The organism is Streptomyces aureus (assembly GCF_000725495.1).
Classification (GTDB): domain Bacteria; phylum Actinomycetota; class Actinomycetes; order Streptomycetales; family Streptomycetaceae; genus Streptomyces; species Streptomyces aureus_B.
Genome location: NZ_JNZD01000019.1, coordinates 132,247 through 157,468, shown reverse-complemented (window position 1 = coordinate 157,468; position 25,222 = coordinate 132,247). Strand labels below are relative to the sequence as shown.

The 25,222-nt window shown below is 72.4% G+C and carries 19 protein-coding genes; 8 read left to right on the top strand and 11 right to left on the bottom strand.

The window, feature by feature from the left end:
* Positions 1-22: 22 nt before the first annotated feature.
* Together IO36_RS23455 and ureA are read right to left on the bottom strand one after the other, a co-directional pair.
* A complete protein-coding gene (locus tag IO36_RS23455) occupies positions 23-1,732 on the bottom strand; it encodes an urease subunit alpha (protein WP_037622681.1) in 1,710 nt (569 codons plus the stop codon).
* Complete coding sequence (gene ureA, locus IO36_RS23450; RefSeq protein WP_037622679.1) at positions 1,729-2,433, bottom strand: urease subunit gamma; 705 nt, start codon at positions 2,431-2,433, stop codon at positions 1,729-1,731. The genes IO36_RS23455 and ureA overlap by 4 nt, the downstream gene beginning before the upstream one ends.
* A gap of 164 nt (positions 2,434-2,597) precedes the next feature.
* Here ureA and IO36_RS23445 point away from each other — a divergent pair, with 164 nt between their 5' ends.
* Positions 2,598-4,031 (top strand): cytosine permease, encoded by a 1,434-nt coding sequence (locus IO36_RS23445; RefSeq protein WP_037622678.1) that lies wholly within the window; start codon positions 2,598-2,600, stop codon positions 4,029-4,031.
* Here the strand turns inward: IO36_RS23445 and IO36_RS23440 are convergent.
* From IO36_RS23440 to IO36_RS23425, 4 genes are all read right to left on the bottom strand, one after another.
* Positions 3,978-5,210 (bottom strand): KamA family radical SAM protein, encoded by a 1,233-nt coding sequence (locus IO36_RS23440; RefSeq protein WP_245173439.1) that lies wholly within the window; start codon positions 5,208-5,210, stop codon positions 3,978-3,980. The genes IO36_RS23445 and IO36_RS23440 overlap by 54 nt on opposite strands.
* 137 nt (positions 5,211-5,347) lie before the next feature.
* Positions 5,348-6,418, bottom strand: a complete 1,071-nt coding sequence (locus tag IO36_RS23435; RefSeq protein ID WP_051900851.1) for a hypothetical protein — start codon at positions 6,416-6,418, stop codon at positions 5,348-5,350.
* A gap of 156 nt (positions 6,419-6,574) precedes the next feature.
* Positions 6,575-7,663 (bottom strand): branched-chain amino acid aminotransferase, encoded by a 1,089-nt coding sequence (locus tag IO36_RS23430; protein ID WP_037622675.1) that lies wholly within the window; start codon positions 7,661-7,663, stop codon positions 6,575-6,577.
* 268 nt (positions 7,664-7,931) lie between these two features.
* Complete coding sequence (locus IO36_RS23425; protein ID WP_037622674.1) at positions 7,932-8,975, bottom strand: 3-isopropylmalate dehydrogenase; 1,044 nt, start codon at positions 8,973-8,975, stop codon at positions 7,932-7,934.
* A 142-nt stretch (positions 8,976-9,117) separates the two neighbouring features.
* On the opposite strand from IO36_RS23425, the gene IO36_RS23420 reads away from it, so the two are divergent.
* A complete protein-coding gene (locus IO36_RS23420) occupies positions 9,118-10,719 on the top strand; it encodes a purple acid phosphatase family protein (RefSeq protein ID WP_037622673.1) in 1,602 nt (533 codons plus the stop codon).
* 110 nt (positions 10,720-10,829) lie between these two features.
* Here the strand turns inward: IO36_RS23420 and IO36_RS48970 are convergent, their stop codons facing one another.
* Complete coding sequence (locus tag IO36_RS48970) at positions 10,830-10,961, bottom strand: hypothetical protein (protein ID WP_103550476.1); 132 nt, start codon at positions 10,959-10,961, stop codon at positions 10,830-10,832.
* A gap of 462 nt (positions 10,962-11,423) precedes the next feature.
* Between IO36_RS48970 and IO36_RS23415 the strand changes: the two genes are divergently transcribed.
* Both IO36_RS23415 and IO36_RS23410 read left to right on the top strand, forming a co-directional pair.
* Positions 11,424-12,290: an alpha/beta fold hydrolase gene (locus IO36_RS23415; RefSeq protein ID WP_037622671.1), complete on the top strand. Its 867-nt coding sequence runs from the start codon at positions 11,424-11,426 to the stop codon at positions 12,288-12,290.
* Positions 12,291-12,377: 87 nt separating this feature from the next.
* Entirely contained in the window at positions 12,378-12,584 is a 207-nt protein-coding gene (locus IO36_RS23410) for a DUF5988 family protein (RefSeq protein ID WP_037622670.1), read from the top strand.
* A gap of 144 nt (positions 12,585-12,728) precedes the next feature.
* Here the strand turns inward: IO36_RS23410 and pruA are convergent, their stop codons facing one another.
* Together pruA and IO36_RS23400 are read right to left on the bottom strand one after the other, a co-directional pair.
* Complete coding sequence (gene pruA / locus IO36_RS23405) at positions 12,729-14,360, bottom strand: L-glutamate gamma-semialdehyde dehydrogenase (RefSeq protein WP_037622667.1); 1,632 nt, start codon at positions 14,358-14,360, stop codon at positions 12,729-12,731.
* Between the two features lie 130 nt (positions 14,361-14,490).
* Positions 14,491-15,417, bottom strand: coding sequence for a proline dehydrogenase family protein (locus IO36_RS23400; protein WP_037622664.1), 927 nt, complete (start codon positions 15,415-15,417; stop codon positions 14,491-14,493).
* 143 nt (positions 15,418-15,560) lie between these two features.
* Between IO36_RS23400 and IO36_RS23395 the strand changes: the two genes are divergently transcribed.
* Positions 15,561-16,865 carry a PucR family transcriptional regulator gene (locus tag IO36_RS23395; RefSeq protein ID WP_209441257.1) on the top strand — a complete coding sequence of 435 codons (1,305 nt, stop codon included), beginning with the start codon at positions 15,561-15,563 and terminating at the stop codon, positions 16,863-16,865.
* A gap of 19 nt (positions 16,866-16,884) precedes the next feature.
* Here IO36_RS23395 and IO36_RS23390 read toward each other — a convergent pair whose 3' ends face one another.
* Complete coding sequence (locus IO36_RS23390) at positions 16,885-18,312, bottom strand: MocR-like pyridoxine biosynthesis transcription factor PdxR (protein ID WP_037622660.1); 1,428 nt, start codon at positions 18,310-18,312, stop codon at positions 16,885-16,887.
* 47 nt (positions 18,313-18,359) lie between these two features.
* Here IO36_RS23390 and IO36_RS23385 point away from each other — a divergent pair, with 47 nt between their 5' ends.
* The gene (locus IO36_RS23385) at positions 18,360-19,592 is read left to right on the top strand and encodes an MFS transporter (protein ID WP_051900850.1); all 1,233 of its coding nucleotides are present in this window, start codon (positions 18,360-18,362) and stop codon (positions 19,590-19,592) included.
* 22 nt (positions 19,593-19,614) lie between these two features.
* Here IO36_RS23385 and IO36_RS23380 read toward each other — a convergent pair whose 3' ends face one another.
* On the bottom strand, positions 19,615-20,217 hold the full coding sequence (locus tag IO36_RS23380) for a TetR/AcrR family transcriptional regulator (RefSeq protein WP_037622658.1): 603 nt from the start codon (positions 20,215-20,217) through the stop codon (positions 19,615-19,617).
* A gap of 122 nt (positions 20,218-20,339) precedes the next feature.
* Between IO36_RS23380 and IO36_RS23375 the strand changes: the two genes are divergently transcribed.
* Both IO36_RS23375 and IO36_RS23370 read left to right on the top strand, forming a co-directional pair.
* Positions 20,340-21,944: an MFS transporter gene (locus IO36_RS23375; RefSeq protein WP_078943382.1), complete on the top strand. Its 1,605-nt coding sequence runs from the start codon at positions 20,340-20,342 to the stop codon at positions 21,942-21,944.
* 255 nt (positions 21,945-22,199) lie between these two features.
* Entirely contained in the window at positions 22,200-25,172 is a 2,973-nt protein-coding gene (locus tag IO36_RS23370) for a helix-turn-helix transcriptional regulator (RefSeq protein ID WP_037622656.1), read from the top strand.
* Positions 25,173-25,222: the final 50 nt, after the last annotated feature.

Genomic DNA, 25,222 nt, shown 5'->3' with positions numbered 1-25,222 from the left:
GGTTCCTTAGAGGCGGTGTCCATTACAGGAAGTACAGGCGGTTGAGGGAGACCGAGTCGGCGGCCTCCGAGCGCAGCGGCTCGCCGTCGAGGGTGACCAGGCCGGTGCGCCCGTCCACGTCGACCGCACCGGTACGGGAGTTGAGGCGCAGGTCGGCGGGACCGATGCCGCGGGTGCCGCGGACCGCGACGCGGCGCCGGCGGGTGGGCATGGTGTCGTTGCCCTGGTCGAGCGCGGCCTGCGCGACGAACGCCACGGAGATCTCGGCGGGGGTCGCGCCGTGCGCCCCGAACTGCGGCCCGAGGACCAGGGGTTCGCAGGTGTCGGTGGCGGCGTTCGGGTCGCCGACGACGCCGTAGGCGGGGAAGCCGGACTTCAGGACGAGCTGCGGTTTGGCGCCGAAGTACTCGGGGCGCCACAGCACGATGTCGGCGAGCTTGCCGGTCTCGATGGAGCCGACCTCGTGGGCGAGGCCGTGCGCGATGGCCGGGTTGATCGTCAGTTTGGCCATGTAGCGCAGGACGCGTTCGTTGTCGTGGTCCTCGGGGGCGCCGAACTGGGCCTTCATCTTCCCGGCCATGGCGAAGGTGCGGCGCACGGTCTCGCCTGCCCGGCCCATGCCCTGGGCGTCCGAGGAGGTGATGCCGATGGCGCCGAGGTCGTGCAGCACGTCCTCGGCGCCCATGGTCCCGGCGCGGATGCGGTCGCGGGCCATGGCGGCGTCGCCCGGCAGGTCGGTCTTCAGGTCGTGGACGGAGACGATCATGCCGTAGTGCTCGGCGACCGCGTCCCGGCCGAAGGGCAGGGTCGGGTTGGTGGAGGACCCGATGACGTTCGGGACGCCCGCCATCTTCAGCACGTTCGGCACGTGGCCGCCGCCGCAGCCCTCGATGTGGAAGGCGTGGATGGTGCGCCCCTCGAGCACCCTCAGGGTGTCCTCGACCGACAGGCACTCGTTCAGCCCGTCGCTGTGCAGGGCGACCTGGACGTCGTGCTCCTCGGCGACGCGCAGGGCCGTGTCCAGGGCGCGGGTGTGGGCGCCCATGTCCTCGTGGACCTTGAAGCCGCTGGCCCCGCCCTCGGCGAGGGCCTCGACGAGCGGCGCGCCGTGGGAGGACGAACCCCGGGCGAGGAAGCCGATGTTGACGGGCCAGGCGTCGAAGGCGGAGAACGCGTGGCCCAGCGCCCAGGGCGAGTTGACGCCGACGCCCCACACCGGCCCGAACTCCTGGCCGACGATGGTGGTGACGCCGGAGGCGAGGGATGCCTCCATGATGCGCGGCGACAGCAGGTGGACATGGGTGTCGACGGCTCCGGCGGTGGCGATGAGCCCCTCGCCGGAGACGATGGACGTTCCGGTGCCGACCACGACGTCGACGCCGTCGAGGGTGTCGGGGTTGCCGGCCCGCCCGATCGAGCAGATGCGGCCCTCACGGATGCCGATGGACACCTTCCGGACGCCCTGGACCGCGTCGATCACCACGACGTTGCTGACGACGACGTCGCAGGTCTCGCGGACGGCGGCGGCCTTCAGGTGCAGTCCGTCGCGGGCGGTCTTGCCGAACCCGGCGAGGAACTCGTCCCCGGCGAGCTGGGAGTCGGACTCGACGCGGACGGTCAGCCCCGAGTCGCCGAGCCGGATGCGGTCCCCGGCGCGGGGGCCGTGGGTGGCGGCGTACTCGTGGGGGGTGAGGCGGCGGGCCTCGGCGGGGTGGCCTCCGGGGCGGCTCATCGGTCGGCCTCCTGGTCGAGGGTGTCCGGCACGCCGAGGTATCCGCAGGCGGCGGCCCGGCGCAGGGCCTCTTCTCGGGCCCCGGGGGCGTCCAGCGGTCCGTCGACGAGGCCGGCGAAACCGATGGCGACGCGGGCTCCGCCGATGGGCAGCAGGCCCACCTCGGCGCTCTCCCCCGGGCCGAAGCGGACGGAGGAGCCGGCGGGCACGGCCAGCCGCATGCCGTAGGCGGCCGGCCGGTCGAAGTCGAGCCGGGGGTTGGCCTCGAAGAAGTGGAAGTGGGAGGTGACGGAGACGGGGACGGCGGCCGTGTTCGTCACGGACAGCCGGACGACGGCCTCGGGCTCGGCGTGCTCGGGACCGGGCAGCAGCGCTCCGGGGGCCCGCTCGCCGAGACCGCCGCCGATCGGGTCGCTCACCACCGCGAGGCGCGAGCCGTCGTCGAAGACGGCCTCCACGTGCACCTCGGTGACGATGTCCGCGACGCCGGGCAGGACGTCGTCCGGGCCGAGGACGGACCGGGCCGCCTCGACCGCCTCGGCCAGCCGTCCGCCGTCGCGGGCCACCTCGCAGACGGTGTCCGCGATCAGCGCGGTGGCCTCCGGCACGTTGAGCAGCAGTCCCCGCGCCCGGCGGGCACGGGCCAGCTCGGCGGCCGAGAACAGCAGCAGTCGGTCACGTTCCGTGGGGGTCAGTCGCACGCCACGACACCTCCTCGCCTTCCTCCATTTAGAACGTCACTCTAAACGCCGGATTCATGGAAGGGAAACATTGACGGATGACCATCGGAGGCGCCACATTGAGCGTCGCTCAAACTCGTGATGTTTCCCGCACCACGCCAGGTGGCCGTCAAAGGAGACCAGCCATGCCGATCGAACAGCGCGGAGTCGACACGATCCCCGACGAGGAACGCACCAGCGGGCCGCGCGACCTCGTGTCGATCCTGCTCGGTTCCAACCTCTGCCTCGGGGTGATCATCTTCGGCTGGCTGCCGCCCTCCTTCGGGCTCGACTGGTGGTCCTCGGTCAGCTCGATCGTGGCAGGCACGGTCGTCGGGACGGCGCTCACCGCGCCGCTGGCGCTGGTCTCCCTGCGGACCGGCACGAACCTCTCCACCTCCTCGGGCGCGCAGTTCGGCGTCCGCGGACGGCTGGTCGGCTCGATCGTCGGCCTGCTCCTCGCGCTCGGCTACACCGCGCTGACCGTGTGGATCGGCGGCGACGTGATGATCGGCGTGCTCGGCCGCCTCTTCGGTCTCCCGGCGAACGGGGTCACGTACGCCGTCGTCTACACGGTGCTGGCCGCCGCCACCGTCGCGGGCGCCGTCTACGGCTACCGGGTGCTGCTCGCCATGTCCCGCGCCCTCTCCTACGGCATGTCGGCGCTCCTGGTGGCCGGCGTGTTCGCGTACGCCCCGCACTTCACCACCACCTCGCTCCCCGACGCCGGCGGCTACCTGCTCGGCTCGTACTGGCCCACCTGGTTCCTCGCGGCGGTGGCGGCCGGTCTGTCGGGCCCGATCGCGTTCATCACCCTGCTCGGCGACTACACCCGCTACATCTCGCCCCGGCGCCACTCCTCCCGCACGGTCCTGCACGGCACCTGGCTCGGTCTGATCGCCGGTCTGCTGGTCCCCCAGCTCTTCGGCACCTTCACCGCGTACGGGGCCCGCGCCGCCCTCGACTACGCGGGACCGCTGGTCTCTGCGTCCCCCACCTGGTACCTGGTCCCGCTGCTGCTGGCCGCCTCCGCGGGCTCGGTCGGCAACGCCGGTCTGATGCTCTACTCGATGGGCCTCGACCTGGACGCGATCCTGCCCCGCGCCTCCCGCGCCCGCGCCACCTGCGCGGTCGCCGTCGTCGCCATGCTCTGCGTGTTCGTCGGCCACTACGCCTGGAACGCCCAGTCCGCGATGACGTCCTTCGTGCTGCTGCTGACGGCGATCGGCACGCCGTGGGCGGTCATCACCCTGATCGGCTTCGTCCGCTGCCGCGGGATCTACGACGCCGACGCCCTCCAGGTCTTCAACCGCCGTTCCCGCGGCGGCGTCTACTGGTACCGGGCCGGCTGGAACGTCCGGGCCACGGCGTCCTGGGCGCTGGGCGCCGTCGTCGGCCTGCTGGCCGTGTCCCTGCCCTCCTACGAGGGCCCGCTGCTGTCCCTGACGGGCGGGGTGGACTGCAGCTTCATCCTCTCGGGCCTGGTCGGCGGCCTGGTCTACCTGGCGCTGACGGCCAAGGAGACATCACCCCGCGTCGAGCCCGGGCAGGAACCGGCTCGCGCCGAAAGCCGGCTTTAGGTCGCTGAACCAGGTGGCGTCCTCGTCGTACGCGGCGAAGAACGGCCGCCCCACCAGGTCCGGGTCACGGGCCTGGATGAGGTGCAACACGAACACCTTCTCCCCGCCCACCTCAGCCGTCCCGTCCACGCACACCTTGCCCGGCATCGCCGACATGACCGGGCCGCGCACGGTCCGCGCGAGGCCGGACACCCGGGCGTAGGCGTCGCGGAAGATCTGATGGCAGCGGGCCAGCGGCACCCCGAAGTAGCCCTGAGGGCCGGTGTCCCGCTCGACGAACTGGTAGTAGGGCACCGCCCCCAGCGTGGTCGTCTCGTTCCACAGCTCGGCCCACGCCTCCGCGCTGTCGTTGATCCCCCTGACCAGGGGACCCTGGCAGCGGATCACGGCCCCCGTGTCGCGCACCCGGCGCATCGCCGCGCGCACGGCCGGGGGCCGCAGTTCCTGCGGGTGCGTGAAGTGGGCCATCAGGGCGAGCGTGCGGCCGCTCGCGACGACCTGTTCCAGCAGCCGCAGCAGGTCGTCCGCGTCGCGGTCGGTGAGGAAACGGTACGGCCAGAAGGCGAGCGCCTTGGTCCCGATGCGGACCGAGCGGACCGTGTCGATCTCCAGCAGCGGTTCGACGTAGCGTCGCAGCACCTCGGTACTCATCACCATCGGGTCGCCGCCCGTGATCAGCGTGCTGGTGACCTCCGGGTGGGCGCGCAGATAGGCGGACGTGGCGGCGATGTCGTCGGTGGCGATGCGCAGGTCGGACTCGCCGACGAACTGGGGCCAGCGGAAGCAGTACGTGCAGTAGGCGTGGCAGGTCTGGCCCTGGCGCGGGAAGATCAGCACCGTCTCCGGGTACTTGTGCTGGAGACCGGTGAGGCGGCGCCCCTCGTGCACGGGGACGTTGGCGTCGAGCTGGCCGGAGGGATGCGGGTTGAGCTTCATCCGGATCTCGTGCGCGGCCCGCAGCACCTCCGCCTTCGGAGCCTTTCGGGACAACAGGTCGGCCATCTGCTTGAGGTCCGGGGCGGGCAGCATCTCGGCCTGAGGGAACGTCAGCCGGAAGATGGGATCGTCCGGCACGGCCGACCAGTCGATCAGTTCGTCGACCACATAGCTGTTGGTGCGGAACGGGAGGACGGCGGCCACGGCCCGCAGGGCGAGCCGTTCGTCGGGCGACAGTGGCACACGCTGGAGCAGACCGTCCAAGTCGCGGGAGGTGTACGCACGGAAGCGAGGGTTCGTGCCGGAGGATCGGAGGCTCGTGTGCGGAGCCGGGTGGAGCGCTGAACCCATTGGTGCCGGAGCCTCTATTCCGTCAACGACTAGTCCGTCGGCGCCGTCGCCGGCCGCAACTCGACGAACGCGGTCGCCGACGCCTCGTATTTCTCCGTGAACTGCTCGATGAGCAGGGCATGGAGCTCGCTCTCGTCGTCCACCACGACGAGTTCGTGTGCGCCGGGGGCGCTCAAGGACTCGCTGTGCGCCGACAGTTGGTCCAGCCGGTGACGCGCCATGTACGAAACGAGGTCGTGCCCTGCGACGTACAGGGTGTCGTCAGAGTAGACGAAACGCACGCTGAACGCCCTGCGCCCGTCCGTCGCGTCGACCAGGGTCACCGGCAGATGCGTGAACCGTTCCATGGGCATGCTCTGCTGCCACAGCTCGTCGAAGCGCTGCTCGACGAACGTGCCGAGCGGGGAGCGGACGGCCACTTCGAGCTGGACGCCCTCTCCGGAGAGCCGGCCGACGGTGAGGAAGGAGACGAGGGAACGGTCGTCCCAGCGGTAGAGGGTCACCCCGGGGGACGTGGAGCACAGGCGCACTTCGAGGAGGTGACGGCTGTCCTCGTCGAGCCGCTGCGCGAAGCGGTCCAGGGTGCGCAGGTTGCGCATGATGTCCCGGCGGATGTCGGCGCTCTGCCCGCCCAGTTCACGGCCGCGCAGGATGACGGCCAGGGAATCGGGGTCCAGGAGCAGGATCTGGACCCGGGCGCCGTGCGCGGTGGCCGCCTTGACCCCGCGGAAGAGCCGCTCGGAGAACTGCGGGCCGAAGACGCTGGAGAAGGTGTCGAGCACCTTGACGTTCGAGGTGGCGCCGTGGACCTGGGCACTGAACCACTCGTAGTCCAGCCGGGTGTGCTCGCGGACGCGGCCCTCCTGGGCGCGGCTGATCAGCGGGCCGATCACGAAGACGGTGACGACGACGCCGACGATGTCGGTGCCGAGGTTGAGGGTGAGGTTCTCCCCGTAGTTGTCCATCCGGCTGCTGCTCCAGAGCAGCAGGGCGGCGACGGCGGCGAGCAGGCCGAGGACGGTGAGGCTCTGGGGGCGCCGCGGGGTACGCAGGGCCCGTAACAGCCGGCGCGGCCGTGCCGGCGGCGTCCTTGCACTCACCTGCGCTCCCTCCGTGACCGTGCGGGCGCACCGGAGGACACGCTCCCCCCGTGGACTGAGTGGATACCCGTGCCGCCGGGGCCCTACGCGTCGAACGAACAGCCGGTCCCCGCAACCCTGTCGGGATGCGGGGACCGGCCGGGGGTGCGGGAGGGGCTAGCCCAGGGGGTGCATCCAGCCGTGCTTGTCCTCGGTGACGCCGCGCTGGATGTCGAGCAGGGCCTCGCGCAGGCGCAGGGTGACCTTGCCCGGCTCGCCGCCGGACTGGAGCCACTCGGTGCCCTCGCGCTTGACCGTGCCGACGGGGGTGATGACGGCGGCGGTGCCGCAGGCGAACACCTCGGTGAGGGTGCCGTTCTCGGCGTCGGTCTGCCACTGGTCGATGGAGACGCGGCCCTCCTCGGCGGTGTAGCCGAGGTCGCGGGCGACGGTCAGCAGGGAGTCGCGGGTGACGCCCTCCAGGATGGAGCCGGTGAGGGACGGGGTGACGATCCGGTCCCCGTACACGAAGTACAGGTTCATGCCGCCGAGTTCCTCGATCCACTTGTGCTCGACCGCGTCGAGGTAGCAGACCTGGTCGCAGCCCTTGGCGGCGGCCTCCTTCTGCGCGAGGAGCGAGGCGGCGTAGTTGCCGCCCGTCTTCGCGTCGCCCATGCCGCCCGGGACGGCGCGGACGCGGTCCTCGGAGAGCCAGATCTTCACGGGCTTCACGCCGCCCGCGAAATAGGCGCCGGCGGGCGAGGCGATGACGAGGAACAGGTACTCGTTGGCGGGCTTCACGCCGAGACCGACCTCGGTGGCGATCATGAAGGGCCGCAGGTACAGCGACTCCTCGCCGCCGTGCGAGGGCACCCAGTCGCGGTCCTGGCGGACCAGCGCGTCACAGGCCTCGATGAAGGTCTCCACGGGCAGCTCGGGCATGCCGAGCCGGCGGGCGGAGGCCTGGAAGCGCTTGGCGTTCTTGTCGGGGCGGAACGTCGCGACGGAGCCGTCGGGCCGGCGGTAGGCCTTGAGGCCCTCGAAGATCTCCTGCGCGTAGTGCAGGGTCATGTTCGCCGGGTCGAGGGAGAGCGGTCCGTACGGAACGAGCTGGCCGTCGTGCCAGCCCCGGCCCTCGGTCCACTTGATGGTCACCATGTGGTCGGTGAAGTGGCGGCCGAACCCGGGGTTGGCCAGGATCGCCTCGCGCTCGGCGGCGGCGAGCGGACTGGCGGAGGGCTTGAGCTCGATCGTGGGCTGCGTCATGAGTGGTTTTGTCCTTCACCGGTTGTATGTGACGGGCCGCGCTCACACCCGGACCGTCCGTGGCCAGTGCTAGGACGTCCGAGCATTCCCTCGTTCCGCGGCTCCGCCCTCGATTATCGCGCGCGGAGGGCCGTGGACGAAACGGTGTGAATACGGCCCGGGAGGGTGGCCCGGGGAACTGATGGTGGCACCCGGCGACGGAACGGCGAAAGCCGCCGGGTGCGGATGCGACCCGGCGGCTGCTACGGAACGTAGGTGGTGCGCCGGATCAGCCGGCTACTCGCAGGGCGAGCGCGTCGCCGATCTCCTCGGTGCTGCGGGCGGGCTTGCCGACCCGTTCGGCGAGGTCGGCGGCGACGGCCTCCTCGATCCGGGCGGCCTCGGCCTCGTAGCCGAGGTGGCGCAGCAGCAGGGCGACGGACAGGACGGTGGCGCTGGGGTCGGCCTTGCCCTGGCCCGCGATGTCGGGCGCCGAGCCGTGCACGGGCTCGAACATCGAGGGGAACTCGCCGCTGGGGTTGATGTTGCCGGAGGCGGCGACGCCGATGCCGCCGGAGACGGCCGCGGCCAGGTCGGTGATGATGTCGCCGAAGAGGTTGTCGGTGACGATCACGTCGAATCGCTCGGGCTGCGTGACGAGGAAGATCGTCGCCGCGTCCACGTGGATGTAGTCGGTGGTGACCTCGGGGAACTCGGCCGCGACCTTGTTGAAGATGTTCGTCCACAGGTGGCCCGCGAAGGTCAGCACGTTGTTCTTGTGGACCAGCGTCAGCTTCTTGCGCGGACGGGCCTGGGCACGGGCGAAGGCGTCCCGGACGACCCGCTCGACACCGAAGGCCGTGTTGACGGAGACCTCGGTGGCGACCTCGTGCTCGGTGCCCTTGCGGATGGTGCCGCCGTTGCCGGTGTACGGGCCCTCGGTGCCCTCGCGGACCACGACGAAGTCGATCTCGGGCTGGCCGGCCAGCGGGGTCTCGACACCCGGCAGCAGCTTCGAGGGACGCAGGTTCACGTGGTGGTCGAAGGCGAAGCGGAGCTTGAGCAGGAAGCCGCGCTCCAGCACGCCGGACGGGACCGAGGGGTCGCCGATCGCGCCGAGCAGGATGGCGTCGTGCCCCTTGAGGGCGTCGAGGTCGGCGTCGGTGAGGGTCTCACCGGTGGCGTGGTAGCGCCGGGCGCCGAAGTCGAACTCCTTGGTCTCCAGCTTCACGTCCTGCGGGAGGGCGGCGGAGAGGACTTTGAGCCCCTGGGCCACGACTTCCTGGCCGATGCCGTCACCGGGGATCACTGCGAGATCGATGCTGCGAGACATGTCGGCACCGTACTCCTTGTCCCATGGAATGACACACGACGTCCGCCATACGGACAGGGCGGTGTCGCGCAACGTCTACCCTTCGACCCACGTTCACCCGTATGTATGAACGCCGTTGGCGCAGGCTGGGAACTTTCCAGACATGACCGCTCCTTCCACGGGGACCTCCCCCGAGCTTCCCGTCCCCGACGTCGGCATCCCGCGCGAGCTCGCGCGCACCCTGAGCATGGCGGAGCAGTACGAGTACCTGAGGACGCGACTCACCCGGCGCCGGGCGCTCGTGGCCGCGAGCGCCTTCGCCGGCGGCGGGCTGCTGACCGGCTGCGCCCAGGGCGCGAAGGCACCCGCCCGGGTGACGTCCGGCTCCTCCCCGAACCCGGCCACCCGCCTGGTGCCCGGCGCCGCCGTCACCCCGTTCGGCCGCCACCTCGCCTTCGGCGCGGACCCGAAGACCCAGATGCGGATCTCCTGGCAGGTGCCGTTCGCGGTCCGGAAGCCGTACGTCCGGGTGGGCCCGACCCCCTGGGCCCTGAGCCGCCGGATCGAGGCCGAGGTCCGGCACCTGCACACCCCGGGCCTCGCCGGTCAGCGGGCCGCCCTCGACCAGTACTACCTGCACGCGGCGCTCGACGGACTGCGCCCGGGGACGACGTACTACTACGGCGTGGGCCACGAGGGCTTCGACCCGGCGAGCCGGGAGCGGCACCCCACGATCGGCCACTTCCGCACGGCGCCCGCGCACCCCGGGACGTTCGTGTTCACCGCCTTCGGCGACCAGGGCGTCACACCCGACGCCCTCGCCAACGACAAGGTGCTCCTCGGCCGCGGTCCCGCCTTCCATCTGCACGCGGGCGACATCTGCTACGCCGACGGGGTCGGGCTCGGCCAGGAGTCGGACGTCTACGACCCGGCCGCCTGGGACCTGTTCCTGCGGCAGACCGAGACGGTCGCGCGGACCGTGCCGTGGATGGTGACCACCGGCAACCACGACATGGAGGCGTGGTACTCGCCGAACGGGTACGGCGGCCAGTCGGCACGCTGGGCACTCCCCTCCAACGGGTTCGACCCCCGCAACGCGCCGGGCGCCTACTCGTTCGTGTACGGCAACGTCGGCGTCGTCGCGCTGGACGCCAACGACGTGTCGTACGAGATCCCCGCCAACAAGGGCTACTCGGGGGGCCGGCAGACGGCCTGGCTCGACAAGCGGCTCGGGGAGCTGCGCCGGCAGGTCGACTTCGTGGTCGTCTTCTTCCACCACTGCGCCTACTCGACGTCGACGCACGCCTCGGACGGAGGGGTGCGGGACGCCTGGGTGCCGCTGTTCGCCAAGCACCAGGTGGACCTGGTGATCAACGGCCACAACCACGTGTACGAGCGCACCGACGCCATCAAGGGCGGCACGGTGGGCAGGAAGGTTCCGGTGGGCGGTTCGACCGACCCGACCCGGGACGGGATCGTCTATGTGACGGCGGGCGGCGCGGGCAAGAGCCTCTACCGCTTCCCCATCGGGGTCAAGGACAGCCACGAGGGCAAGGTCACGCGGCACGAGGCCGTCGAGACGTTCCACTGGACGAAGTCGAAGCAGCAGAAGCCGGACACCGTGGAGTGGTCCCGGGTCCGCTACACCGGCTTCTCGTTCCTCTCGGTGGAGGCCGAGGCCGGTCCGTCGCCCCGGCTCAAGGTGTCGGCGCTGGCCCAGAGCGGCGAGCGCATCGACCACTTCGAGGTGCGGCGCGGCACCTGAACACCGCGCCGGGGCACGGCGGACGGAGCCGGCGGGCCGAGGTGCGGCGTGAGGCGGTGCCCCACGCCGCGCCCCCGGGGTGCGGCTCCCGGTTCAGAGGGCGGCGGGCGTCAGTGGCCCGTCGCTCCGCCGTTGTCCCTGCGGTCGAGGGCGCGCTGGAGCGCGGCGGCGGCGTTCTTGCGGTCGGACTCGCTGCTCGTACGGGAGAGGTGACGGACTCGGCGGACGGTCGTCTCGGCCATGATGAATCGACTCCTTGCCTCCGGCGGTGCCCACGGGGACGGCCGGAAGTGCGATGAGGGATTTACGAGACGCCGGAAGGGGCGGGGAGCGGTGCCGCAGGGGTTGCCTGCCAAAGGGCTCCGGCTCACGACCGCCATTCGCTTGGTCGAGCGAGACGTTCGGCTCCTACCAAGCTAGGTGAGGACCGCGCATCTGTCTCCACAATTACTCGGACTTCCTACTATCTGAGACGGCGGATTACGTCACACGGCCCCGACCTGCGCGTTTCCGTCGGAGGCACATCTCGAATCCCGGGGCCACCTGACCCGTACGGCCGATCCGCGGGCCCCGCGCACCCTCACGCACCCTCGTGCACCCCCGGCCTCAAATCTAACCTTCAAAAACTCCTTGACCGGTTAGGTGCAGCCGTGCTGAACTGTTCTAACCATCAAATATGCTTTCAGGGGTTAGGGGATCCGATCATGAGCAGCCACCCGGTCCACCACCGCACCACCACCGTCGCCGGCCACGAGATCGCCTACCGCGAGGCCGGCCCCGCGGACGCGCCCGTCCTGCTCCTGCTGCACGGCTTCCCGAGCAGCTCGCACATGTTCCGGGACCTGCTGCCGCTGCTCGCCGACCGCTACCACCTGATCGCCCCCGACCACCTCGGCTTCGGCCGCTCGGACGCCCCGGCCGCCGGGGACTTCCCGTACACCTTCGACCGGCTGGCCGAGATCACCGGGGAGTTCACCGAGCAGCTCGGCCTCAAGGAGTACGCGCTCTACATCCAGGACTACGGCGCCCCGATCGGCCTGCGCCTGGCGCTCGCGCACCCCGAGCGGGTGACCGCGATCGTCACGCAGAACGGCAACGCGTACGAGGAGGGGTTGGGCGCCGACGCCTGGGCACCGGTGCTGGCGCTGATCGCGGAGCGCACCCCCGAGACGGAGGCGCCGGTGCGGGCGATCAGCAGCCCGGACGGCATCAGGTGGCAGTACCTGACCGGCGTGACGGACCCGACCCTGGTCAGCCCCGACGCCTACGAGCACGACGCCGCCCTGATGGCCCGCCCCGGCCAGGGCGAGATCCAGCTCGACCTGATCTCCGACTACGGCTCCAACATCGCGCTCTACCCGGCGTTCCAGGAGTACTTCCGCACGAGCGGGGTCCCGCTGCTGGCGGTCTGGGGCGGCGGCGACGAGATCTTCGTCCCCGCGGGCGCCCTCGCCTTCCGCCGCGACCTCCCGGACGCCGAGATCCATCTGCTCCCCACCGGGCACTTCGCCCTGGAGACGCACGCGCCCCAGATCGCGGCCCTGATCCGGGACTTCCTCGGCCGGATCTGAGAGCCGGACGCGGTGGCGGGTCACCCGCACGGCTGGTTCTCCGCCCGGCGTGCCACATCGGGCTCCGCCGCAGGGAACGGTCACGTCATGAGCGACACGACCAGAGCACTGCTCGAAGGCGGCCCCGACGACCTGCCCGAACGGATCGTCCCCGCACCGGACCCCGGATCGGACGTGAAGATCGAGCTGCGCGGCGGCTACGAGCACTTCAGGGCGACCGAGCGGCATGCGGACTCGGCGGAGGGCAGGCTGCCCGTGTACGAGTGGTGGGAGCGCACCGAGCAGCCCGGCTAGGGCGGGGCGGACGGGAACCGCCGGACGGGCCCGGCGCCGCCGGACATGGAAACCGCCCCCGCTCCACGGACGGGGGAGACCGTGGGGCGGGGGCGGAGCGAGTGGGAGACCGCCGGCCGGGTGACCGGCGGCCTCGTCGGGCTGTCAGCCCATGTGGGGGTAGCCGTAGTCGGTCGGCGGGACCAGCGTCTCCTTGATGGCGCGGGTCAGCGTCCAGCGCATCAGGTTCTGCGGGGCGCCGGCCTTGTCGTTGGTGCCGGAGGCACGGCCGCCGCCGAAGGGCTGCTGGCCGACGACGGCGCCGGTCGACTTGTCGTTGATGTAGAAGTTGCCCGCCGCGTAGCGGAGCTTGTCCATCGTGTACGCGGCCGCCGCGCGGTCGCCGGAGATGACCGCGCCGGTGAGGGCGTAGTCGGACGCCGACTCCATCTGGGTCAGCATCTCGTCGTACTTGTCGTCCTCGTAGACGTGCACGGCGAGGAAGGGGCCGAAGTACTCGGTCGTGAAGACCTCGTTATCCGGGTCCGTGCACTCGACGACGGTCGGGCGCACGAAGTAGCCGACCGAGTCGTCGTAGGTGCCGCCCGCGACGATCGTGCAGGTCGGGTCCGCCTTGGCGCGGTCGATGGCCGCCTTGTTCTTGGCGAAGGACCGCTCGTCGATGACCGCGCCGATGAAGTTCGACAGGTCGGTGACGTCACCCATGGTCAGGTAGTCGACCTCGGCCGCGAACTCCTCCTTGAAACCGGAGTTCCAGATGGAGGCCGGGATGTAGGCGCGGGAGCTCGCCGAGCACTTCTGACCCTGGTACTCGAAGGAACCGCGGGTCAGGGCGGTCTTGAGGACCGCGCGGTCCGCCGACGGGTGGGCGACGACGAAGTCCTTGCCGCCGGTCTCGCCGACCAGACGCGGGTAGGAGCGGTACTTCTCGATGTTGTTGCCGACCGTCTTCCACAGGTACTGGAAGGTCTTGGTCGAGCCGGTGAAGTGGATGCCGGCCAGGTCGCGGTGCTCGAGGGCGACCTTGGAGACCTCGATGCCGTCACCGGTGACGAGGTTGATGACGCCCTTGGGCAGGCCCGCCTCCTCCAGGAGCTGCATCAGCAGCACGGCGGCGTGGGTCTGCGTCGGGGACGGCTTCCACACGACGACGTTGCCCATGAGCGCCGGGGCGGTGGGCAGGTTGCCCGCGATCGCCGTGAAGTTGAAGGGCGTGATCGCGTAGACGAAGCCCTCCAGCGGGCGGTGGTCCATGCGGTTCCACACGCCCGGGGAGTTCGCCGGCGGCTGCTCGGCGAGGATCTGGCGGGCGTAGTGGACGTTGAAGCGCCAGAAGTCGACGAGCTCGCACGGGGTGTCGATCTCGGCCTGTTGGGCGGTCTTCGACTGGCCGAGCATGGTGGAGGCGGCCAGCGTCTCGCGCCAGGGGCCGGCCAGCAGCTCGGCGGCGCGCAGGATGATCGCCGCGCGGTCGTCGAAGGACATCGCGCGCCACGCCGGGGCGGCGGCGAGGGCCGCGTCGACGGCGTCCTGGGCGTCCTGCTGCGTGGCGTTGGCGTAGGTGCCGATGCGCGCCTTGTGGTTGTGCGGCTGCACGACGTCGAAACGCTCGCCGCCGCCCATGCGCTTCGCGCCGCCGATGGTCATCGGCAGGTCGATCGGGTTCTCGGCCAGCTCCTTGAGCTTCGCCTCCAGGCGGGCACGCTCGGGCGAACCGGGCGCGTAGCCGTGCACCGGCTCGTTGACGGGGGTGGGGACCTGGGTCACAGCGTCCATGGGTTCCGTAACTCCTTGAGTCGAGCGGGTGGTTCGGTCTCAGCCCTTGGTGAGGATCGAGCGAGCGCTGTGCCTGCCCGGGGGACAACCCCCGGACCCCCGGCCGAAGCCGAGGCACAGCCAAGTGGGGTCAGCCACGTGTGATCATGCTTCGCAGGAAGAACACGAGGTTGGCCGGCTTCTCCGCGAGGCGGCGCATGAAGTAGCCGTACCAGTCGGTGCCGTACGCGGTGTAGACGCGCATGCGGTGGCCCTCGGCGGCGAGTCGCACGTGCTCGTCGCTGCGGATGCCGTACAGCATCTGGAACTCGTACTCGTCCAGCTTGCGCCCGGCGGTCCGCGCGAGCTCCTGCGCAATGGAGATGAGGCGCGGGTCGTGGGACCCGATCATCGGATAGCCCTCGCCCTCCATCAGGATCTTCAGGATGCGGACGTACGCCTTGTCGGTCTCGGCCTTCTGCTGGTACGCGACCTCGGCGGGCTCCTTGTAGGCGCCCTTCACCAGACGGACGCGGCTGCCGCTCTCGGCGAGGCGGCGGGCGTCGGCCTCCGTGCGGAACAGATAGGCCTGGATCACACAGCCGGTCTGAGGGAAGTCCTTCCGCAGTTCCTCGTGGATCGCGAACATCGAGTCGAGGGTGGTGTGGTCCTCGGCGTCCAGCGTGACGGTGGTGCCGATGGCGGCGGCGGCCTCGACGACCGGACGGACGTTGGCCAGGGCCAGCTCGTGGCCGCCCTCCAGGGCCTGTCCGAACATCGACAGCTTGACCGACATCTCGGCCTTCGTGCCGAGGCCGAGCTCCTTGAGGCGGCCGATCAGCTCCAGGTAGGCGTCACGGGCGGCGTACGACTGCTCGGGGGTCGTGATGTCCTCGCCGACGACGTCCATCGTGACCTCCAGGCCCTTGCCCGTGAGGTCCTTGATGATCGGGACGACCTGGTCGACGGTCTCGCCGGGGATGAAGCGGTCGACGACCGGCTTGGTCACCGGGGCGGCCGAGATCAGACGGCGCATCTTGTCGCTGCGCGAGGCGGCGAGAATCACGGGACCCAGCACGGGGCACCTCCACAACGAGATCAGCAGGAGGCCGAATCCCGACGTTTCGGGTACGGCACGGAGAACCACCGTGAAACCTAGGGATATCTCCGATCGTGGGCCATCGACAGCTGTCACGCATCCCTGCCCCGGATCTCAGACATATGTATGAAGGCCTGCCGGAAGTGCGCGAGAATACGGGCGTGAGCGGTGAACACAGAGGCGACTATCAGGAGCTGGTCGACGAGATCTCGGCGCTCCTCGGCGTCCCGGCGACGCTGGAGAACCGCGATTTCGAGCTGATCGCCTTCGGGGCGTACGACAGCGAGGGCGACCTCGATCCGTCCGCCCTGGACCCCGTGCGCACCCGCTCGATCCTCACCAGGCGGTCCACCACCGCGGTCCGTACCTGGTTCGAGGGCTTCGGCATCACCCGCGCGACCGGGCCCGTCCGTATCCCGCCGACCCCCGAGGCCGGGGTCTACCGGGGGAGGATCTGCCTTCCGGTACGCCATCGGGGTGTCGTCCTCGGCTACGTCTGGCTGCTCGACGACGACCCGGGCCCCACCGACGCCCAGCTCGCCGGGGCGATGGAGGTGGCCTCCCGCATCGGCGCGCTGCTCGCGGACGAGGCCCAGGCGGGCGCGGACCTCACCCGCGAGCTGCGGGCCGTCCTGACCGCCGAGCGCGGCTGGCAGCTGGACATGGCGGTGGCCGAGCTGCGCACGGCGCTCGGCCCGCGCGGCGAGGGGCTGCACACGGTGGTGTGCGTGGCGCCCTGGCCCTCGGCCGACCCGGACGACGCGCCGTCCGCCCGTACGGTGCCGGGGGCGACCGCGCTGTGCACCGTCCCGTGGGGCGTGGCCTCGCAGAGCCTGGCCCTGCTGGTCCGGCTGCGCTCGCCGGACGTACTGACCCCGGCGCTGACGGCGGCCGGCCGCTTCGTCCGGGAGGCCTCCGGCGTCCGCGCCAAGGGCGTCGGCGGGACGGAGGGAACCCGGTCCGCGAGTCCCGCGGGAGCCAGGTCCGGCGGGACGGCCGAGGCCCCGGCCGGCGGGGCGGTGGCCGCCGGGGTCGCCGGGGCCCGGGAGGGCCTCGGGGAGCTGGGGGCCGCGTGGCGCGAGGCGGCCGCGGCCGCGCGGGCGGTGCTGGCCGAGCCCCGGCTGGGTCCCGTGGCCGAGTGGGGGGCGATCGGCCCGTTCCGGCTCCTCACCGCGCTGCCGCCGGACGCGGCCCACGACCCCGCCGTGAGCGCCCTGTTGGGCAGCGCTCACCGCGAACTCGCGCGCACGGCCGAGATGTTCCTGGACCGGGCGGGCCAGGCCGGGCGCACGGCGGCCGAGTTGGGCATCCACCGCCAGACGCTCTATTACCGCCTGTCCCGCGTGGAGCAGCTCACCGGCCTCGACCTCGACGACGGCGAGGACCGGCTGCTGCTGCACATGGCGTTGAAGGGGGCACGCCTCTGACCCCGGAGGACAGTGCGGCTCAGCTGTGTCCGGGCGGGCCCGGTGTCCCGGTCAGGAGGTCGGCGATCGTGGCGACTCCCTCGGTGATCGCCCGCTCCCCCACCGCGCCGAAGCCGAGCACCAGCCGGGGCGGCGTCGTCCCTCCGTCGGAGCGGCACGCGCTCATGCCGTACAGGCCGACGGACCGCTCGCGGGCCGCGGCGATCACCGACCGTTCGTCGGCGGCGGGGTCCAGATGCAGGACCGCGTGGAACCCCGCGGCCAGCCCGGTGAGCCGGATCCCGGGGGCGTGCGTAGCCAGCGCGGCGACCAGGGCGGTGCGCCGGGCCGCGTAGACCGTGCGCATCCGGCGCAGATGGCGGTCGTGGCGCCCGGACTCGATCAGCCGGGCGAGGGCGAGCTGGTCGAGGGTCGGGGAGCCGCGGTCGGCGAGGCGCTTGGCCTCCGTCAGCGGGGCGGCGAGGGCGGGCGGGCACAGGATCCAGCCGATGCGCAGGGCCGGGGCGAGCGACTTGCTGACGGTACCGATCGAGACGACCCGGTCGGCGGCCGGCCCCTGGAGGGCGCCCACCGGCTCCCGGTCGTAGCGGAACTCGGCGTCGTAGTCGTCCTCGATGACGTACGCGTCCCGCCGTCTGGCCCACCGGATCAGGGCGATCCGGCGTTCGGGGGCGAGCACGACACCGGTGGGCCACTGGTGGGCCGGGGTGACGACGACCGCGCGGGCGCCGGTGGCGTCGAGCGCCCGTACGTCGATACCGCCCTCGTCGACCGGTACGGGCACGGCCCGCAGGCCCGCGGCCCCGGCGGCTGCCGACACGGTGGCGGGCGCGCCCGGATCCTCGTACGCCACCTCGCGGACACCCGCGAGCCCCAGCGCGCGCAGCGCGAGGCCGAGCCCTTGGGCGTAGCCGGAGCAGACGACGATCCGCTCCGGGTCGGCGGCGGCCGCACGCACCCGGCGCAGATAGCCGGCCAGCACCTCGCGCAGCACCGAACTCCCGCGTGGATCCCCGTAGTCGAGGTCCGCCGTCGGCATCGCCCGGGCCGCCTCGCGGGTCGCCCGGAGCCAGTCGGCCAGCGGGAAGCTCCCCAAGTCCGGTACGCCGTGCCGGAAGTCGGCGATCAGGCGCGGGGCGGCCCGCTCGCGGGACGCGGCCGCGGGCGGCACGTGCGCTCCCTGGGCGACCCGGGTGGCGGAGCCGGTCCGGGTCACCAGATAGCCCTCCGCCTGGAGTTGGGCGTAGCAGTCCTGGACGAGACCGCGGGAGAGACCGAGCTCGCGGGCGAGTCCGCGGGAGGAGGGCAGGCGCTCCCCGGCGCCGAGCCGGCCCGTGCGGATCGCCTCGCGCAGCTGCCGTTCCAGCTGGGCGCGCAGCTGCTCACCGCTGTCACGGTCGACGGACAGGAGCAGCTCGGGCGACAGACCGGCCCACTCTGGAGGCATGGAATTGGAGCTTACCGGGGGTCCGGCGGGAACCTAGCGTCGTTCCCATGACACCTTCCTCCACGCCAGGGACCCCGCGGACGTCCGCAGAGCCGTCCGCCGGCCGGCCTCCGCTGATCACCCGGCCCCTGATGCTCCGCTTCGTCAGCATGATCGGAGCCTCGGTGAGCTTCTTCCTGCTGCTGTCGGTCGTCCCCGCGTACGCGACGGTGTCGGGAGCGGGCTTCGCCACGGGCGCCCTGATGCTGGCCACCGTTCTCGGTGAACTGGCCGGTCCCCGTCTGGTCGGACGCTACGGCCACCGGGCCGCGCTGACCGCCGGTCTCGTGCTGCTCGGCGCACCCGCGCTCGTCCTGACCCTGTCGCACTCCCTGGCCTGGATCGTGCTGGTCTGCCTGGTCCGCGGTCTCGGTTTCGCGCTCACGCTGGTGGCCGGCGGCGCGCTGACCGCCTCGCTGATCCCGGCCGAGCGCAGGGGCGAGGGGCTGGCCCTGGTGGGCGTGGTCTCCGGAGTGCCGTCGCTGATCGCACTGCCGCTGGGCGTGTGGCTGGCGGGGCGCGCGGGCTTCACCCCGGTCGCGATCGCCGCGGGCGTGGCCGCGCTCGCCGCCGTGGCGTCGGTGGTGGGCCTGCCGGGCCGGGAGCGGACGCCGGGGGAACCCGTCGGGATGGTGGCCGCGCTCCGCAGCGGCGCCCTGGTCAGGCCCGCCGCCGTCTTCGCGACCACGGCGCTGGCGACCGGCGTCGTCGTCACGTTCCTGCCCCTGGCGGTCCCGGCCGGCTCGTCGGGGGTCGTCGCGGTGGCGCTCTTCGTCCAGCCCGCCACGTCGACCGCGGCCCGGTGGGCGGCGGGGCGGTACGGGGACCGGCGCGGACCCGCGGGGCTCGTACTGCCGGGGCTGCTGCTCGCGTCCGCCGGCATGCTGGTCACCGCGTTCACGGGGAGCGCCGTGGCCGTGGTGGCCGGAGCGGCCGTCCTCGGAACGGGCTTCGGCATCGCCCAGAACGCCACGCTGAGCCTGATGTACGCGCGGGTCCCCGCCGCCGGCTACGGCACGGTGAGCGCGCTGTGGAACCTCGCCTACGACGGCGGCATGGGCGTCGGCGCTCTCGGCTTCGGCCTCCTCGCGGCGCCGGCGGGCGCCGCGCCGGCCTTCGCCCTCACGGGCGTCCTGATGCTGGCGGCGCTGGCCCCGGCCCTGCGGGACCGCGCGGCGCCGGCCGCTCCCCCGGCCCCGGCCGGACGCCCGGCGAAGCGGCCGGCGCCGACGGCGGACTGACGCCCCAGCTGCCCCGGCGGCTCTACTCGCCTTGGCTGCTCTGCGACGTCGTGGCTCCGGAGATGACCCGGCGCAGTCCCTCGGTCAGTTCGGCGGCGTCGGTCGCCGAGTCCGGGTCGAAGAGCCACTGCACGCTGAGGCCGTTGAGCAGCACCTGGTAGAAGCCGCCGAGCGAGCGCATCGTGGCGTCGTCCACGTCGGCCTCCGATCCCCCGGCCAGCATGGGAACGAGCCCGCGCCGGCCCTCGTCCGAGGCCTTCGCCAGATGGTCGCGGACCGTGGGCAGCCGGTCCGTGTTGGTGATCACCTCGAAGGTGAGCATCCAGATGGCCCGGTCCTCGACGAAGGAGCGGGTGATGTTCTCCCACGCCTCCTGGAAGCGCTCCAGGGAGCCGGGAGCGCTCGCGCTGTCGGTGGTCGCGAACGCGCCGAACGTGTCACCGATGTCGGAGATCAGCTCCACGTAGGCCTGCGCGAGCAGCGCGTCCTTCGAGCCGTAGTGGTAGCCGATGGACGCCAGGTTCGTCCCCGACTCCTTGACGATGTCGCGCGCCGTCGTGCGCGCGAAGCCCTTCTCCAGCAGGCAGCGCTTGGCGCCTTCGAGCAGATCCTCACGGTGTCCCATGCCGGCCACCCTACCTCGATTCAGACAAGCGTCCCATACAACCGTCAAGGACGAGCGTGTGAAACGAACGTCTTATACGAGCGTACTAGACAAGCGTTTAATACGTCCGTACAGTCCCTGGCATGACGAACCCGACGAGCACGACTCCCGCCTCCGGCGCCCCCGGCGCTCTGGCCGGCCGCCGCGAATGGACCGCCCTCGGCGTCCTGATGCTTCCGCTGCTCCTGGTCTCGATGGACGTCTCCGTCCTCTACTTCGCGATCCCCTCGATCAGCGCGGACCTGGAGCCGAGCGGCACCCAGCAGCTGTGGATCTTCGACATCTACGCGTTCGTGCTCGCCGGGCTGCTGATGACGATGGGCTCCCTCGGCGACCGCATCGGGCGCCGCAAGCTGCTCCTGTTCGGCGCCGCCGCGTTCGGCTCCGCCTCCGTGCTCGCCGCCTACGCCGACAGCGCCGAGATGCTGATCGCGGCCCGCGCGGTCCTCGGCGTCGGCGGCGCGACCCTGATGCCCTCGACCATGGCGATCATCCGGACGATGTTCACCGACCCCGGGCAGCGCGCGAAGGCGATCGGCCTGTGGTCCGGCGTCATGACCGGCGGTATCGCCCTCGGCTCGGTGATGAGCGGTGTGCTCGTCCAGTACTTCTGGTGGGGGTCGGTCTTCCTGGTCAACCTGCCCGCGATGGTGCTGCTGCTGGTCCTCGGCCCGATCCTGCTGCCCGAGTCGAAGAACCCCGAGCCGGGCCGGTTCGACCTGCTGAGCGTGCCGCTGTCGATGGCCGCCGTCCTGCCGGTGATCTACGGCGTCAAGGAGATCCCGGCCGAGGGCTGGCGGACCGAGTACGTCGTCTCGGTCCTGGTCGGCCTGGTCTTCACCGCCCTGTTCGTCCACCGCCAGCGCACCGCGAAGTCCCCGCTCATCTCCCCCGCCCTGTTCCGCGGCCGCGGCTTCGCACCCGCCGTCGTCCTCAACCTCGTCTCGTCCTTCGGCATGATGGGCTCGGCGTACTTCACCACCCAGTACCTCCAGTCGGTGCTCGGCAAGAGCTCCATGGCCGCCGCCCTGTGGTCCCTGCTCCCCACCGTCCTGGTCGGTGTGGCCGCGCCGGTCGCGGCCCAGCTCGTGCAGAAGGGCGTCCACCGCGCCCACGTCGTCTCGGGCGGATTCGTCCTCGCCGCCTGCGGCTACGGACTGCTGGCCTGCGCCGGCACCGACTCGCTGTGGCTCGTGCTGGCCGGCGCGGGTGTCCTCGCCTCCGGGATCGTCACCGTGATGTCCCAGATGATGGACCTCGCCCTCGGCACGGTCCCCCTCGGCAACACGGGCGCCGCCGCCTCCCTGCTGGAGACCGGCGCCGAGTTCGGCGGGGCCCTCGGCATGGCGGTCCTCGGCTCCATCGGCACCGCGGTCTACCGCCACGACGTCCCCTCCGGCGCCCCGGCCGCGGCCCGGGAGACGCTGGGCGGCGCCCTGGCCGTGGCCGGCCGGCTGCCGGGCGACGCCGGGAAGGCACTGGCCACAGCCGCGCGGGAGGCGTTCACCAACGGGATGCAGGCGGCGGCCGTCGCCGGTGCGGTCCTCCTGCTGGGCGCCGCCGTCCTCGCCACCGCGAGCCTGCGCAAGGTGGCGGTGCACGAGGACGGCGACGACCTCGGCACGGGTGCCGGTGAGCCGCTCCCCGCGGCGGCGTCCGAGCCGGGAGGCGGCCTGACCCCCGCCTGACCCGGCCCGCCGGGTGGGCGCACCCCGGCCCCCGCCTTCCGCCTCCCGGGCGAGCGGCGCCCCGGCCCCGAAACCCCGTGCCCCTCGAACCCCCGTCCGCCGGGCGGGCCGGAGCACTCCGGCCCGCCCGGCACCGGCGTGTGCGCCGGAGGATTCCCGCACCGGCGGGCCTCCCCGGAGGACCGTCCGGGAGCAGGTCGCCGATCGGGGCGAATACGCCGGGGAGTTGTCGGCCGAGCGTGCCAGGATGGGCCTGTGACACAGACTTTCGGTACGCCGTTCATCGGCCGGGGTGACGAACTCGCCCGGCTCACCGGCGTGCTGGACCGCGCCCGAGACGGCGAGCCGCGCGCGGTCCTGGTGGCCGGGGACGCCGGCGTCGGCAAGACCCGCACCCTCACGGAGGCCGCGGCGCGCGCGTCCGCCGCCGGGACGACGGTCCTGACCGGGCACTGCGTCGACCTCGGTGACGTGGGCCTCCCCTACCTCCCGTTCACCGAGATCCTGGGCGCTGCGTCCGCCGAGGACCGGTTCTCCCCCGCGTTCGCCGCCCACCCCGAGGTGGACCGGCTGACCGGCTCCGGCCCGGGGGCGGGCGCCGCCCCGGACCCCGGCGGCCGGCTCCGGCTCTTCGAGGCCGTCGCGGGTCTCCTCGCCGACCTGGCCGACATCGCCCCGCTCCTGCTGGTCCTCGAGGACCTCCACTGGGCGGACCAGTCCTCCCGCGACCTGCTCCGCTTCCTGCTCAGCCGGGGCGTGCTCCAGGGGCCCGCGGCCGGCGGCCCCGCCCGGCGCCTCGCGGTCTTCGCCTCGTACCGCGCGGACGACCTGCACCGCCGCCACCCGCTGCGCCCGCTGCTCGCCGAGCTGATCCGATTGCCGGCTGTCGACCGGCTGGAGCTGCGGCCGATGGCCGACGCCGACGTGGCCCGGCTCGTGCGCGCGCTGCGCATCCGCCCGGTCTCCGACACCACGGTCCGTCGCATCGTCGAACGGGCCGAGGGCAACGCCTTCTACGCCGAGGAACTGCTCGCCGCGCTGCCCGGCGACGACACCCCCGTCTCCCCCGCCATGCCGAGCGGGCTGGCCGACGTCCTGCTCATCCGCATCGAGCAACTCTCCGACACCGCCCAGCAGGTGCTGCGCACGGCGGCCGTCGCGGGACGCCGCGTCGAGCACGAACTGCTGCGCGGCGCCGTGCAACTCCCCGAGGAGGAACTGGAGTCGGCGCTGCGCGAGGCCGTCGGTCACCAACTCCTCGTGCCGGGCGAGGATGCGACGTACTCGTTCCGGCACGCGCTCACCCGCGAGGCCGTGTACGCGGACCTGCTGCCCGGTGAACGGGTGCGGCTGCACCGGCAGTTCGCCGGACTCCTCGCCGGAGAGGCCCGCTCGGCGAAGAACGCGGCGGAGCGCGCCCACCACTCGCGCGAGAGCCACGACCTTGCCGACGCGCTCGCCGCCTCCCTCGAGGCCGCCGAGCACGCCCAGCGCGTCGGCGCGCCCGCCGAGGAGCTGCACCACCTGGAGACCGCCCTCGAACTGTGGCCCGCGGTGGACACCGGCGCCCGCCCCGAGGGGAGCACCGTCACGCTCACCCTGCGCGCCTCGGCGGCCGCCGCCAGCGCCGGGGAGACCCACCGCGCGGTCCACCTCACCCGCGACGCGCTCGCCCGGGCCGGCTCCGACACCGACTCCGAGCTCGCCGCCCGGGTCCGGTACACCCTCGCGGGCAATCTGATGCGGATCGACAGCCTGAAGGACGCGTTCACCTACAGCAGCGAGGCGCTCGCGCTGATCCCCGCCGAACCGCCCTCGTACACCTGGGTGTGGGCCGCGGCGACCCATGTCATGGCGGCCCGCCACGTGGGCCGGGCCGAGGACGCCGAGCGCGTCGCCCGGCAGGCGCTCGCCACGGCCGAACAGCTCCGGCTGGCCGACGCCCAGGCCGACCTGATGATCTCCCTGGTCGGTCTGGAGGCGAACAGCCGACGCACGCGCAACGGCCGCGAAAGGCTGCGCCGGGCCCTTGAACTGGCGCACGGCGCCGGGAACTTCCCGGTCGAGATGCGGGCGCTGTTCAACCTGGCCATCGGGTGCTTCGAATCCGGTGACCTGGAGGAGTGCCTGACCTGGCTCTCGGACGGAGTGGACCGCGCCCGCCGCTCCGGACTGCTGTCCTCTCCGTACGCCCTGGAGCTGCGCTACCTCCAGTCGCTGGTGTTCTACACGATGGGCCGCTGGGACGCCTGCGCGCGTGCGGCCGCCGACGACGCCGAGCTGCTGCCGGCGGCGGCCGGGTTCGCCACGGGGCCCGCCCTGTACGTCGCCCTGGCCCGCGGCGAGCTGGAGGCGGCCGTCACCGGAGCCCGCGCACTGCTCGACCGGCCCTTCGACTGGATGTCCACGCTCGTCGCGAGCATCGTGCTGACCGACGCCGCGGCCCACGGCGGCGACGCGGAGGAGGCCGTACGGCGGCTGCGCACCGCGGCCGAGGCCCTCACGGACGCCTCCGGCACCGGCCCGCCCCCCGTCGTGGTGCGGCTCGCCGCGCTCGCGCTGTCGGCGGTCGCGGATGCCGCCGAGGAGGCACGCCGTTCCGGTGACCCGGCCGGCGCCGGCCACTGGGCGGACAGCGCGGCCGAGGTGGCGGAGCTGGCCAGGAGCGCGGCGGCGCAGAGCGAGAAGGACGGCGAGGAGGGTCCCGAGGGGCGGGCCTGGCTCGCCCGTGCCGAGGCGGAGTGGCTGCGTGCCCGCACCGGCCCGGACGTCGCGGCCTGGGAGCGGGCCGTGGCGGCCTTCGGCTACGGCGACCCGTACGAGCTGGCGCGGAGCAGACGGCGGCTCGCGGAGGCCCTGCTCGCGGCGGGCCGCCGCGCGGAGGCCGCCGAGCAGGCCCGCGCCGCCCACGACACCGCCGTGCTCCTCGGCGCGAAGCCGCTGCGCGAGTCCCTGAAGGCGCTGGTCCGGCGGGGCGGCCTCGCCGAGTCACCGGCCGCCGACGAACGCATCGCCGCGCTGACCGCGCGGGAGAGCGATGTGCTGCGGCTGCTGGGCCGGGGACGCACCAACCGCCAGATCGGCGAGGAACTGTTCATCAGCGGCAAGACGGCGAGCGTCCACGTCTCGAACATCCTCGCCAAGCTGGGGGCGGCGAGCCGCACCGAGGCCGTGGCCATCGCCTATCGCGAGGGCCTGATCGACCCGGAGACCGCCCCGTCCCCGTGACCCGCGCGGAAACGGCCGAGGGCCGGGACACCAGGTGGTGTCCCGGCCCT

Excerpts from the sequence above, each read along its gene's own strand:
- IO36_RS23430 (WP_037622675.1), bottom strand. The coding sequence starts at position 7,663 with ATGACGCAGCCCACGATCGAGCTCAAGCCCTCCGCCAGTCCGCTCGCC.
- IO36_RS23415 (WP_037622671.1), top strand. The coding sequence starts at position 11,424 with ATGAGCAGCCACCCGGTCCACCACCGCACCACCACCGTCGCCGGCCAC.
- IO36_RS23395 (WP_209441257.1), top strand. The coding sequence starts at position 15,561 with ATGTATGAAGGCCTGCCGGAAGTGCGCGAGAATACGGGCGTGAGCGGT.
- IO36_RS23375 (WP_078943382.1), top strand. The coding sequence starts at position 20,340 with ATGACGAACCCGACGAGCACGACTCCCGCCTCCGGCGCCCCCGGCGCT.
- IO36_RS23385 (WP_051900850.1), top strand. The coding sequence starts at position 18,360 with ATGACACCTTCCTCCACGCCAGGGACCCCGCGGACGTCCGCAGAGCCG.
- IO36_RS23455 (WP_037622681.1), bottom strand. The coding sequence starts at position 1,732 with ATGAGCCGCCCCGGAGGCCACCCCGCCGAGGCCCGCCGCCTCACCCCC.
- IO36_RS48970 (WP_103550476.1), bottom strand. The coding sequence starts at position 10,961 with ATGGCCGAGACGACCGTCCGCCGAGTCCGTCACCTCTCCCGTACGAGC.
- IO36_RS23425 (WP_037622674.1), bottom strand. The coding sequence starts at position 8,975 with ATGTCTCGCAGCATCGATCTCGCAGTGATCCCCGGTGACGGCATCGGC.
- IO36_RS23390 (WP_037622660.1), bottom strand. The coding sequence starts at position 18,312 with ATGCCTCCAGAGTGGGCCGGTCTGTCGCCCGAGCTGCTCCTGTCCGTC.
- IO36_RS23410 (WP_037622670.1), top strand. The coding sequence starts at position 12,378 with ATGAGCGACACGACCAGAGCACTGCTCGAAGGCGGCCCCGACGACCTG.
- IO36_RS23380 (WP_037622658.1), bottom strand. The coding sequence starts at position 20,217 with ATGGGACACCGTGAGGATCTGCTCGAAGGCGCCAAGCGCTGCCTGCTG.
- IO36_RS23445 (WP_037622678.1), top strand. The coding sequence starts at position 2,598 with ATGCCGATCGAACAGCGCGGAGTCGACACGATCCCCGACGAGGAACGC.
- IO36_RS23420 (WP_037622673.1), top strand. The coding sequence starts at position 9,118 with ATGACCGCTCCTTCCACGGGGACCTCCCCCGAGCTTCCCGTCCCCGAC.
- pruA (WP_037622667.1), bottom strand. The coding sequence starts at position 14,360 with ATGGACGCTGTGACCCAGGTCCCCACCCCCGTCAACGAGCCGGTGCAC.